The organism is Undibacterium sp. Rencai35W (genome assembly GCF_049340185.1).
Classification (GTDB): Bacteria; Pseudomonadota; Gammaproteobacteria; order Burkholderiales; family Burkholderiaceae_D; genus Undibacterium.
In genome coordinates this window covers 148,269-161,296 of the sequence record NZ_JBMPPC010000001.1, presented here as the reverse complement: position 1 = coordinate 161,296, position 13,028 = coordinate 148,269, and the positions used below count along the sequence as shown (strand labels likewise).

6 protein-coding genes are annotated in these 13,028 nt (G+C 50.4%); 3 read left to right on the top strand and 3 right to left on the bottom strand.

Annotation, left to right across the window (positions count from 1 at the left end; translation table 11 throughout):
* Positions 1 to 2,271: an ABC transporter ATP-binding protein gene (locus tag ACO0K3_RS00665; protein ID WP_422980979.1), complete on the bottom strand. Its 2,271-nt coding sequence runs from the start codon at positions 2,269 to 2,271 to the stop codon at positions 1 to 3.
* A gap of 718 nt (positions 2,272 to 2,989) precedes the next feature.
* Here ACO0K3_RS00665 and cphA (ACO0K3_RS00660) point away from each other — a divergent pair.
* From cphA (ACO0K3_RS00660) to ACO0K3_RS00650, 3 genes are all read left to right on the top strand, one after another.
* Positions 2,990 to 5,176: a cyanophycin synthetase gene (gene cphA / locus ACO0K3_RS00660; RefSeq protein WP_422980977.1), complete on the top strand. Its 2,187-nt coding sequence runs from the start codon at positions 2,990 to 2,992 to the stop codon at positions 5,174 to 5,176.
* A 226-nt stretch (positions 5,177 to 5,402) separates the two neighbouring features.
* Entirely contained in the window at positions 5,403 to 7,973 is a 2,571-nt protein-coding gene (cphA, locus tag ACO0K3_RS00655; protein WP_422980975.1) for a cyanophycin synthetase, read from the top strand.
* A gap of 264 nt (positions 7,974 to 8,237) precedes the next feature.
* Complete coding sequence (locus tag ACO0K3_RS00650) at positions 8,238 to 8,504, top strand: hypothetical protein (protein WP_422956420.1); 267 nt, start codon at positions 8,238 to 8,240, stop codon at positions 8,502 to 8,504.
* A 158-nt stretch (positions 8,505 to 8,662) separates the two neighbouring features.
* Here ACO0K3_RS00650 and ACO0K3_RS00645 read toward each other — a convergent pair whose 3' ends face one another.
* Positions 8,663 to 10,750, bottom strand: a complete 2,088-nt coding sequence (locus ACO0K3_RS00645) for a M13 family metallopeptidase (protein WP_422980973.1) — start codon at positions 10,748 to 10,750, stop codon at positions 8,663 to 8,665.
* A 57-nt stretch (positions 10,751 to 10,807) separates the two neighbouring features.
* On the bottom strand, positions 10,808 to 12,802 hold the full coding sequence (locus ACO0K3_RS00640; protein ID WP_422980971.1) for a CocE/NonD family hydrolase: 1,995 nt from the start codon (positions 12,800 to 12,802) through the stop codon (positions 10,808 to 10,810).
* Between the last annotated feature and the right edge of the window lie 226 nt (positions 12,803 to 13,028).

Below are 13,028 nucleotides of genomic sequence, written 5' to 3'. Positions count from 1 at the left end.
TTATTCTCCTCCACCGAGATTTGCATTACGTGCCTGTGCTTGATACAGACGGAAATAAGCACCCTCGCTTGCCATCAGATCATCGTGACTGCCCACTTCGACCACTACACCCCGGTCCAGCACGACGAGTCTGTCAGCTTTATGCAATGTCGACAGGCGATGCGCAATCGCAATCGTGGTGCGGCCTTTCACCAGGTTATCGAGTGCTTTCTGAATCTCTTTTTCTGTCTCTGAGTCGACTGAAGATGTTGCCTCATCCATGATCAGGATCCGCGGATCAATCAATAAAGCACGTGCAATCGAGATACGCTGACGCTCACCGCCAGAAAGTCCTTGCCCGCGCTCGCCCACCATTGAGTCATACCCTTGCGGCAAACGCAGAATAAATTCATGCGCATGAGCAGCACGCGCTGCGGCGACGATGTCCTCACGTGTCGCATCTGGCTTGCCATACGCGATATTGTCGGCAATCGTGCCAAAGAACAAGAAAGGCTCCTGCAATACCAAACCAATGTTCTGACGATAATCGGATACCGCAAACGAACGGATATCTACGCCATCAAGCAGGATCGCTCCCTCTGATACATCGTAAAAACGGCAGATCAGGTTCACCAGAGTGCTCTTACCTGAACCGCTATGTCCTACCAGGCCGATCATTTCACCCGGCTTGATGGATAAATTAATACCGCGATTGACAGCACGGTTGCCATAACGAAAACCGACTTCACGTAAGTCAATCTGACCTTTGACTTCGTTCACTTTGACGGGTTGATGAGGATCAGGCACGCTGGACACGTGATCGAGAATATCGAAAATACGTTTGGCCGCAGACGCCGATTTTTGCGTAACAGAGACGATACGACTCATGGAGTCAATACGGCCATAAAAATTACTGATAAACGCCACCGCCGCAACCAGCGCACCGACCGTAATCTCGTTATGCGATACCTGCCAGATACCAAACGCCCAGACCACCAGAATGCCGAGATCAGTTAAGAAAGAAACAGTCGGAGAAAAAAGGGACCAGACTTTATTCAACTTGTCGTTGACAGCCAGATTGTGTTTGTTCGCCTCACGAAAACGCACAGCTTCGCGTTTTTCCTGTGCAAAGGCTTTGACTACACGGATGCCGGGAATCGTATCAGCCAGCACATTTGTGACCTCGCCCCAGACACGGTCAATTTTTTCAAAGCCGGTACGTAGCTTGTCGCGCACCAGATGAATCATCCACGCAATAATTGGCAATGGCAACAGAGTCACCAGAGCGAGCTTGGTATTGATTTGCAATAAAGCGACTACCGTCATCACGAACATCAAAACGTCTGTTGCAAAGTCAAGTAAATGCAAAGACAGGTACACGCAAATCCGGTCACTTTCACTACCGATACGCGACATCAGATCGCCGGTACGTTTACCGCCAAAATATTCCAGAGATAATTTCAGTAAATGCTGATAGGTAGTGGTGCGCAGGTCGGCACCGATACGCTCAGAAACCAGCGCCAGAATATAGGTTTTCCCCCAGCTCAATAGCCAGGCGAGCACGGCAGAGCCCAATAAACCGCCAATGTACAAGCTCACCAGATGGGGATCGACATGCTGCCCGTTTTGATATGGAATCAGCACCTCATCCGTCAGCGGCTTGGTCAGATAACGCGGAATCATATGCGCGCCGGTACCAAGCAACATCAGGCTAAAACCGGCCAGCAATTGCCAGCGATACGGATGCGCAAAACGCCACAGGCGGAATAAAGTCCAGGTCGATGGCGGTGTGTAAATCACTTTAGTGCAGATCGGACACTCGTCCTGATCCGGTTCTAATGGCGCTTTGCAGGTCGGGCAAATATTTTGCTCGGCTTTTTCTACCGGCATTCCGGTGACCTGACTGTGCAACTGCTCTTTAAATTGATCCATCAGACGGATCATCAGCAAATTTTGTCCGAGAGTGAAGCACCAGCTCGCCAGTCGTCCGCTATCATTGAATAATTCTAAATGACCGACGCCAGCGTGATCATGATGCTGGAGTTTCAATCCTTTCTGGTAAGGCCAGGCCTGCCATGTCGTTTCACCGGGAGCGCGTGCCAGCAGGCGCTGACTGGTCACGACTAATAAGCCTTTTACAAAATGCAATCGTGCATCAAGGTCAACCTCAACGGCACTTAAAACGTTCTCGTCTGTGGAAAGTTGCTGCCGGATCTCTGAGCGCCAGTGGCCCGATAATTGAGCAAGTGAATGTTCGACTTGCGGATCAGCGCTTAATTGTTGTGTTGTCATCGTTTGACTGGCCCGGATTTATGGCAAGAAATGGGTATAAAAAATAAATCGTTTAGATCATCATTGTTGATCTTGGTTTGCAGAGTAATGCGATATCCACACAATTCTGTATCTATTCCATACTCTCAAAGAACAGAATGCTCTTGTTGTTACCGAGTTGTGTTAAAGCCGGATGCTAAAAATTCATCAATAGCGCATCAATAAAGGCAATTAGATGCTTTTCACGATGAGACTCGCTCATCCAACATATCACTAGAGCATTAATTTACGGTATTCTATCGAAACAAAAATTTCGGACAAAAACCTGACCAAGAAGATGCAAAAATTGACACGATAGTGCGAAAAATTGGCACAAGTATACCAGCAAGCGTTCTCTGTAATGGCGAAATTGGTCTATAACAAACCTGATCCACCCCGAAAAAACTCACTTAGGAGCTTGAACCGAACGACCTTACATTGAATCGATATGCATTGATTCAGCGTTATTCAACGTTAAAATGCAGATTCGCTAAAATAGCTCCTGATATATTATTGATATTCAATTACTGATATTAATTACCCATACGGGTAGCCGTAGCGACAAGTTCGCTGGAGAAGTAAGCAAAGCCAGCTAAGATGTCATGATCTGGATTCATTCAATATAAGTTTCAGTCGCAAGTGCAAGCCTCTGAGAGATTTAAGAACGAAAAAAACGTTCTGCTATCAAGAAATTAAATACATGACAACGAAGAAGAAAGACATAGAATTTCTCCGTGTGACCCATTTACGCGGACCTAATATCTGGACTTATCGCCCTGTGATCGAAGCCTGGCTAGATATAGGAACGCTGGAAGATTTTCCCTCGAATACCCTCCCCGGCCTGTATGAACGACTGACTGCTTGGTTGCCAGGTCTGGTGGAGCATCGTTGCAGTGAGGCCAAACGTGGTGGCTTTCTGGAACGTCTGAAAGAAGGTACCTGGGCCGGACACATTCTGGAGCACGTCGTTCTTGAATTGCAAAATCTCTCAGGTATGCGTACCGGCTTCGGCCAGACACGCTCTACTTCTGAGACTGGCGTGTATAAAATGGCGTTCCGCACCCGGCAGGAACAGGTTGGTAAAGCCGCTCTTGCGGTTGCCCGTGACTTGTTAATGGCAGCGATTAAAGATACGCCTTTCGATCTGGAAGCGAAGCTGGTCGAGCTGCGTGATATGGTGGATTCGCTCTGCCTGGGTCCGTCAACCGCACATATTGTTGATGCAGCGACCGATCGCAAAATACCATCCATCCGTTTAACTGAGGGCAATCTGGTACAGCTAGGTTATGGCGCTGCACAGCGCCGTATCTGGACGGCAGAAACTGACCGCACCAGTGCGATTGCCGAGAGCATCGCCAGCGACAAAGATTTAACGAAATCCTTACTACAATCCTGTGGCGTACCGGTGCCTGAGGGCAATCTGGTCAAAAGTGCCGAAGAAGCCTGGGAAGCAGCCGAAGACATTGGCGTACCAGTAGTAGTGAAACCCTATGACGGCAATCATGGCCGTGGCGTCTCGCTGAACCTGATGACAGAAGCGGATGTGCATGCAGCCTATCATCTGGCAGCACGCAAAGGCGATAGCAAGAGCGTCATTGTTGAGCGCTTCGTTACGGGTAACGAACATCGCTTATTAGTCGTCGGAAAACGCCTGGTTGCCGCCGCAAAAGGCGAAGCCTTATGGGTAACTGGTGATGGCAGTTCCAATATCATCAAACTGGTCGACGATCAGATCAACACCGATCCACGTCGCGGCACGAATGAAGACTCTCCGCTGAATGCTCTGGCACCAGAAAAAGGGGCCGAAATTATTCTGGAACTGGAGCGTCAGGGCTTTACCGCATATTCCATCCCCTTAGCTGGACAAAAAGTCTTGATACAGCCTAACGGCAATGTCGCCTTCGACGTCACAGACGATGTGCACCCCTCCGTCGCTGAAGCAGCGGCCTTAGCTGCCCGCGTTGTCGGTTTGGATATTGCGGGTATTGATCTGGTTGCCGAGGATATTTCCCGGCCGCTGGAAGAACAACGCGGTGCCATCATTGAAGTCAATGCCAGCCCCGGTTTGCTGGCACATCTTAAACCTGCTGAAGGCAAACCACGCCCTGTCGGTACGGCCATTATTGCGCACCTGTTTGCAGAAGAAGAAAGCGGCCGCATCCCGGTCATCGGTGTCGCTGGTTCAAAAACACAAGGCACCAGTCTGATCGCGCGCCTGATCGCCAGTCTGATTCATGTGACTGGCAAGCATACCGGTGTCGCCTGCAATCAAGGCCTGTTCCTGGATCAGCGCCAAGTTGTCAAAACCGATTGCACGCAATGGGAGGCGAGTCAGCGCCTGTTGTTGAACCGTTCTGTCGAAGCTGCAGTATTTGAAACAAACGCCAACATGATACTGAGCGAAGGCCTAGCCTACGACAAATGTCAGGTTGCGGTTGTGACCGACATGGACGGACATGCGGATCTCGGTGAATTCTATATCGATGCCGCAGATCAGATGTTCAAAGTCATGCGCACACAGGTCGATGTCGTATTGCCTGACGGCGTCGCCGTCCTGAACGCAGCACAGCCGCAAGTAGTTGAACTGGCCGAACTCTGCGATGGTAAAGTGATTTTCTACGGACTCAATCCAGAGCTAGACGCGATTGTTCAGCATCGTGCTAGTAATGAGCGGGCTGTATTCTTGCGCGACGGGCAAATTATTCTGGCAACCGGCGTGGAAGAAACAGCAATACTCGCTTTGTCGACATTAAAACCAAGCAAAGCCGCACAACCAGAAGTCATCATGGCCGCCGTTGCCGCCGCTTGGGCATTGGATATTTCACCTGATTTTATCGTTGCCGGCTTGAGAACATTTGATTCAAGCCCAAAAAAATCTCCGTATTAATGTAGAAAATTACTGTAGAAAAAAGTCCGGAGCCGAGCAGAAATCGAACAAATGCTGAAGAAGCGACGGGCAAGATATAAACGAGATTCAGACGAACTCAGACAAGAAATAAAGGTAGTCAATCCGGCGATATCAACTAACGCAAATACTGCGCAGACATAGCGGACAAAATTGATTACCCGGCAGACAAACCATTGGCAAAGCCATCAAGATAGGATGAAGGTTTATGGAAGTATCACGCATACGAGCGCTACGCGGCCCCAATCTCTGGAGCCATCACACCGCTGTTGAAGCGATTGTCAGTTGTAGCAATACAGAGCTCTCAGTAGGCGACATGAATGGATTCGAAGTACGCTTGCGTGCCCGCTTCCCGGAAATAAGCCCCCTGCAACCAACTGGTCATAAGGAACCTATTCCTATGGCGCATGTGCTGGAATTAGCGGCACTTGGTTTGCAAGCACAAGCGGGCTGCCCGGTCACATTCAGCCGCACCACGCAGACCTTGGAAGCAGGCACGTTCCAGGTCGTGGTGGAATATTCGGAAGAAGCCGTCGGTCGTCTGGCTCTCGAACTGGCAGAGAATTTAGTTCAGAGCGCTATCAGCGACACGGCATTTGATCTCGCCGCTGCCCTGTTTCAGCTCAGGGAACTTGATGAAGACGTCAGGCTCGGACCGTCTACCGGCTCCATCGTACAAGCGGCAGTAGACCGGAATATCCCTTACCGTCGTCTCACCGAAGGCAGCCTGGTCATGTTTGGCTGGGGTAGTCGTCAGCGCAAAATTCAAGCCGCCGAAATGGACGGCACCAGCGCGATCGCCGAAGCCATTGCACAAGACAAAGAACTGACCAAAAAACTGCTAGACGCTGCGGGCGTGCCCGTACCGCTTGGCCGTACCGTTCTCGATATTGATGACGCATGGAAAGTCGCCTGCGAAATTGGCCTGCCTGTCGTGGTCAAACCAAAAGATGGCAATCAAGGTAAAGGCGTCACCGTCAATGTCACCACACGTGAACAGCTGGAAGCTGGCTATCACGCTGCCGCAGAATTCCGGGACGATATACTGGTTGAGCGCTATTTACCCGGCAATGATTTCCGCCTGCTGGTCGTCGGTAACAAACTCATCGCCGCTGCTCGCCGCGATCCGCCACAAGTAGTCGGCGATGGTGTGCACTCCGTGCGCGAACTCGTAGAACAGGTCAACAAAGATCCGCGTCGCGGCACAGGTCATGCAACCTCGCTGACAAAAATCCGTTTTGATGACATCGCTCTGGCGAGTCTGGCAAAACAGGACCTGGTCGCAGATTCCGTCCCGGCCAAAGGTCAGCGCGTCATTTTGCGTAATAACGCGAACCTCTCCACCGGCGGCGCTGCTACCGACGTCACAGATGATGTGCATCCGGAAGTCGCGGCTCGTGCGGTAGTTGCCGCACAAATGGTCGGCCTGGATATTTGCGGTGTTGATCTGGTCTGCGACAGCGTACTCAAACCGATTGAAGAGCAGAACGGTGGCATCGTTGAAGTCAACGCAGCGCCGGGACTGCGCATGCATCTATCACCATCTTTTGGCAAAGGCCGCGCGGTCGGCGAAGCGATTGTGTCGTCGATGTTTGAAGACGGCAATGACGGCCGCATTCCTATCGTTGCCGTTACAGGCACCAATGGCAAAACTACGACCGTGCGCCTGATCGCGCATCTGCTGACTGCCAGCGGATTACGTACTGGCATGACCAATACCGACGGCGTGTATATCGAAGGCCGCCGTATCGACAGCGGTGATTGCAGCGGCCCTCGCAGTGCCCGCAATGTTCTTCTGCATCCTGACGTTGACGCTGCAGTGTTTGAGACCGCACGCGGCGGTGTGTTGCGCGAAGGTCTGGCATTCGACCGCTGTCAGGTCGCTGTGATTACCAATATCGGCTCGGGTGACCACCTCGGATTGAACTACATCACTACCGTAGAAGATCTGGCAGTTCTGAAACGCGTCATCGTACAAAACGTTGCCGATAATGGCGTTGCCGTATTGAACGCAGCGGACCCTATCGTGGCAGGCATGGTCAATAACTGTCATGGCTCAGTCACCTTCTTCGCAGCCGATGGGCAGCACCCTATTGTCGCAACACATCGTGCCCAAGGTCACCGTGTAGTCTATATGGAAGGCACTAATATAGTTGCAGTCGAAGGTAAAAAACGTCACGAAATCCCCCTCGCCAATATTCCGATTACGCGCAATGGCAGCATCGGATTTCAGGTCGAAAACGTCATGGCCTCCGTCGCTGCCGCCTGGGGTGTGAACATTGGCTGGGACGCGATTCACGCAGGCCTACAAACTTTTGCGAACGAAAGCGACAATGCACCAGGCCGCTTCAATTTGTTCAATTATCGTGGTGCGACACTGATTGCCGATTACGGCCACAATCCGGATGCTATTTTAGCCTTGGTTCGCGCGGTAGAAAGCATGCCTGCCAAACGTCGCTCAGTCGTGATCAGCGGCGCCGGCGACCGTCGTGATCAGGATATCCGTCAACAGACAGAAATCCTAGGTGATGCATTTGACGACGTGGTGCTGTATCAGGATCAATGCCAGCGCGGTCGTGCCGATGGCGAAGTCGTCGCCTTGCTGCGCGCAGGTTTAGCAAACGCCAACCGCACCACAGTCATCGATGAAATTAATGGCGAATTTTTAGCGATTGATACAGCAATGGCACGTCTGGGCGAAGGCGACTTATGCCTGATTCTGATCGATCAGGTAGAAGAGGCTCTGGCACATATTGCGAAGCGTATTGCAGAAGCTTAGTACCTGTCTTTAGGTACCCGCTATACCGCAGCTCATATCGCGACTTCTAATCAATCCTTGACTGGCACTCGCTACATCGCGATGCGTCGAACCAGGAATTATTAGAAGTCCGGATTATAATCCGCAAGCAATATGCGCCTCTCAGGCCGTTTTCGTGCCAAAAGGCGCGTGCCGCTTGCGGATCACGCATTTAAATACACAGATTCTGACGCGCTAAACACATCAGAATTGCTGTCGCAATAAAAATAACTAACAGGAATTCTCATGAGCAATCCCAACCTGCATGATTGCAAAAACCAAGCCGTTGCAATCGGCGACATCGTACGCATCGTCAGTCTGAGCCAGGATTTTATTAACAACTTTCCAGCCGATGAGCGCATCTTGTTTGAATCAATGATCGGCAATTTTTTTAAAATCGTCGACGTAGATGAATACGGTCAGGCATGTGTCGTACGCGAATGGCACGACGAAAAAGGATTGCCGCAAACGCATGTGATTGCACTGGATCCTGAAGAGATGGAAAAGATGTGATTGTTGGGTGGTTTGGTCTACGTAACACTAAATTGCGATTACCAAACACTTAAACGCTTAATCACCACTCAACTTCGATAGACCAATCTCCAACTCAACAGCCTACGCCAGCCCGCTCAAAGGAACTGGCGTGTCACTGTTCTACCTATAAAAATCAATTACCAGATCGTTACACGTTTGGCTTCTGGACGTAATGGTGACTTACTCGCGCTGCAGGAAAAAGCGTCGGCGAATTCGGGCATATTGGCAATCGGTCCGATTACGCGGTATTTTTCCGGCGAGTGAGGGTTGGTCGCGATTTGTAAACGTAAGCTCTCATCACGCATCTTGCCGCGGAAGCTTTGGGCGTTCGCAACAAAATAGCGCTGTTCCGGTGTCAGGCCATCAATTTCTGCTGCCTGCGGTTTGACTTTCAGCGCATTGCGTAATGCTTGCAACGCGATCTTGTCGCCACCCAGATCGGCAATATTTTCACCGGCGGTGAGCTTGCCATTGATATGCAGTTTGTCGATAGGATTAAATTCATCGAATTGCTTTTCAATGCCGACGACACGCTTCAGAAAAGCCTTTTCATCAGCCTTGGTCCACCAGCTTTTTAAATTACCATCGGCATCGTATTGACGGCCTTCATCATCAAACGCATGGGTCAGCTCATGCCCGATCGTCGCACCGGTATTGCCGTAATTCGCTGCCAGATCTGCTTTGACATGGTAGAGAGGCGGTTGCAAGATGCCTGCCGGAAAAACCATTTCATTCATGGTCGGGTTGTAATACGCGTTCACCGTTTGCGGTGTCATGCCCCACTCATTACGGTCAATCGGCTTACCTAATTTAGCGAGATTGCGTTTAAATTCAAACTCAGCAGCTCGCATGTTATTGCTTGCGTAAGACGTAGCGTCGACTTTCAGCTGACTGTAATCGCGCCACTGATCGGGATAACCAATCTTGACGACGATCGTATCGAGCTTGCGATAAGCCTGCTTCTTGGTCTCTGGCGACATCCATTCAAGCTTGCTGATACTGTCACGCATTGCCAGCTTGATGTTATCGACCATTTCCAGCACGCCTGCTTTCGCTTCAGGGCCGAAGAACTGTGCCACATATAACTCGCCCAAGGCTTCGCCGACATTCACATCCAGCGTGCTCAGGACACGTTTCCAGCGCGGTTGCAATTCTTTGGTTCCTGCCAGCGTACGGCCATAGAAATCAAAATTTGCGTTCACAAATGCGGAGGACAAGTCTTTAGAACGAGCGTTCACCAGTTGCCAGCGCAGATAGGTTTTCCATTGCGGTAGTGGCAGCGCATTTAACATCTGGCCTGCTTCGGCGATGAACTTGGGTTGACCGACATTGAATTCAGCTGGCTCGGTGAGACCGATATCTTTGAAATAGTTGGCCCATTGAGTGCTGGCATCAATTTTGGCCAAGCCGGGTAAGGTCAGCAAATGGTACGACGCTTGCGGGTCGCGCAGAGCGACTTTGGTCATTGAGGCTTTTGCAAGTCGTGTTTCGAGTGCCAAGACCGCAGCGGCGTTTTGTTTCGCGACCTCGGCGCTATCGCCAAGCAACGTGAACGTATGCTCTACATGCTTCTGATACTGTTTGCGTATCTCCAGCGTTTTGGCATCTGTCTTTAGATAATAATCACGGTCTGGCAAACCCAGGCCGCCCTGAACAATTTGCGGGATATAACGTTTAGTGTTTTTTGCATCCTGATCGACATAAAAATTAAACAGTGATCCGACACCGATCTGATGGTGCCTGGCGATGACTGCCAGTAATTGAGTGCGATCTGAAATGGCATCAATCTGCGCTAATTCGGCGGTCAGAGGCTTTGCACCTTCGGCTTCGATCCGTGCTTCGTCCATGCCGCTCTGATAATAAGCACCGACCAGTTGCGTCACTGGATTTTTTACCTTGCTATCAAGTTTTGCAGATGCCGCTGCTTCTGCGAGTGCCTTCAACGCCAGCAGATTGCGTTCGGTTACTTCGTCATACGCAGTGTAACGTGCGCGGTCTGAGGGAATCGCATTATTCGCCAGCCAGGTACCGTTCGAATACTCAAAAAAATTAGTACAAGGATCCATCTTTTTATCCATGGTCTGCGCCTCCAATACCAGGCTATTAGTCGCAGCAGTCTGAGCATGCGCGCCGGACATCGCGGATACGCACAAGGACACGGCTAATACACTACGACGTAGTTGCAGCGTCAGGAATTGAGCATTGTGGTGCATGATTTTTTTCATAGTATGGGTCTCTCTGATTTTTTAAAATAGGATCTCTGCTATAGCGCAATCTCGTTACTACTTCGTTCCCGGTAACACCTGCACGGCGATCCCGGAAAACTGTCCGGGTGCATGATATACCCGCTGTGTCGCCTTTTGAAAATCTTCAGGTTTTGCTTCTGGAATTTCCATAAATTTTTGTGGGTTTAAATCGACCAAAGGAAACCAGGAACTTTGTATCTGCAACATGATGCGGTGTCCGCGACGGAAGGTATGATTGATATCCGGCATTGTGTAGTTCAGGCTCTCAACTTGTCCCGGAACAAAGGGCACCGGCTTCTCAAAACTTTGGCGGAATTTGCCGCGCATCGGCTCACCACGTACCAGTTGCTGATAACCCGCCATGGTCACGGATGGTGGCGGCACGTCATTAGCGCGGTTCCTTGGCGCAGCAGCCGATGGATACTCATTCGGATAAACGTCAATCAGCTTCACTACCCAGTCCGCATCTGTACCCGAGGTTGAGACAAAGAGTCGGGGTGAAATCTCACCAAGCACCGTGACATCTTCTTCGAGCGGTTCGGTTTTATATACCAGTACATCGGGACGAGTCGAGGCAAAACGCTGGTCAGCGACCGGATATTCTTGCGGTACGCCGATGGTTGTGTAGCCGACGAAAGGAACCGGTTTTTTTGGATCGCTGACATATTCGTCAAACTGGGAAGCTATATCGCCACCATCCACTTTCGGCTGAGTCCAGGATAAGCGGCCGTTTGCGCCAAGATACAGCGTGCGTGCCTGTGCCTGTTGTGGCGGCCAGCTTGTATAGCTGCGCCAGACGTTGGTACCGGTTTCAAATACCTGCGCTTCTGGAATCGCTTTACCGGATACGCCTTTCAGATGTTGTTCAAAGAAAGGGAAGACAATATTCTTACGATAGTAATCCCCTGTTTTGACATCAAAGTTCACGTTACCCAGGCTCTTGCCATCTGCGCGCCCCCAACCACCGTGCGCCCAGGGGCCCATAACGATGCCGTTAAAAATGTCTTTATTATTTTTCTTGATGCTGCGATAAGTCGTCAGTGGTCCTTGCGGATCTTCGGCGTCATACCAACCGCCTACTGTCAAAATAGCCGCATGAATATTTTTGAGGTGAGGAGCGATATTCAGTGGCTTCCAAAAATCATCATAGGTCGTATGCAAGATCGTTGGCATTAACAATTCGCGCTGTTTGTCGCTGAGCTGACTCGTGATATTTTTTAAAGTCAGATGCGATAAAAAGTAGTCATAGCCATTTTCAGTTCCATACTCGAATTGCTCCCAGCGCTTGGGCAGATTTGTCGGATTTTGTTCATTCGTAAAACTCGCGTAGAAGCCAAAATTCGCTGCCAGCATAAAGGCACCGCCATGGTACGAATCATCGCCCATAAACAAATCCGTTACAGGTGCCTGCGGCGATGCGGCCTTGATCGCAGGATGCGAATCAATCACACTGGCCGACGTATAGAAACCCGGATAAGAGATGCCCCAGATGCCGACCTTGCCATTATTGCCCGGGATATTTTTTAGCAGCCACTCGACCGTGTCATGCATATCCTGGCTCTCAACACCCTCACCCGCTAAGCGTACTGCCTTTTGATGCGGCGTCATCTCTTGCCACTTCCCCTCGGACATGTAACGCCCGCGCACATCCTGATTCACAAAAATATAACCGCTCGTCTCGAAGTCTTTAGATGGCCCTAAAGAGGTCGGATAAAAATCAACACCGTAATGCAATTCTCCCTGATCGTGCACCCCCGCGCTGTACGGCGTGCGATTCATCAGAAAGGGATACGATTTGCTGGCATCTTTAGGAACATAAACGACAGTGAACAACTTTACGCCATCGCGCATGGGGATGCGATATTCGTACTTGGTGTAATTTTCGCGAAAACCCGGTTTAGCAGCATCGGCATCGGCCTTATCCATCTCTTGAACGTTGAGTCTGTCGGCAAAAGCAGAGAATGGCAGCATGCCGAAGCACAGCGGGAAGGCGAGACAAATGGATTTCAACAAGGGGCGTAAAGCTGACATAAACACTTTCAAATACGATGAGTAAATTCAGAGGCAGGGCATGGTCTGCCACTACGGGTCGGTTAGCCTGCTTGTTTTTTTGAACAGCATTATTTTTGAGGCCAGCGCTTAGACAGTTAATATCGCAAAAAGTGCCGGAGCCTTCATTTTTATTTCCGGTTCAGATTTCTTCTTTTAAAAGCGAAAAAAACTGAACCCGCAGGCCAGATGCGCCTGGTGGCACGAA

Coding starts and splice junctions, on each gene's coding strand:
- ACO0K3_RS00665 (WP_422980979.1), bottom strand. CDS start 2,271: ATGACAACACAACAATTAAGCGCTGATCCGCAAGTCGAACATTCACTT.
- cphA (WP_422980977.1), top strand. CDS start 2,990: ATGACAACGAAGAAGAAAGACATAGAATTTCTCCGTGTGACCCATTTA.
- cphA (WP_422980975.1), top strand. CDS start 5,403: ATGGAAGTATCACGCATACGAGCGCTACGCGGCCCCAATCTCTGGAGC.
- ACO0K3_RS00650 (WP_422956420.1), top strand. CDS start 8,238: ATGAGCAATCCCAACCTGCATGATTGCAAAAACCAAGCCGTTGCAATC.
- ACO0K3_RS00645 (WP_422980973.1), bottom strand. CDS start 10,750: ATGAAAAAAATCATGCACCACAATGCTCAATTCCTGACGCTGCAACTA.
- ACO0K3_RS00640 (WP_422980971.1), bottom strand. CDS start 12,802: ATGTCAGCTTTACGCCCCTTGTTGAAATCCATTTGTCTCGCCTTCCCG.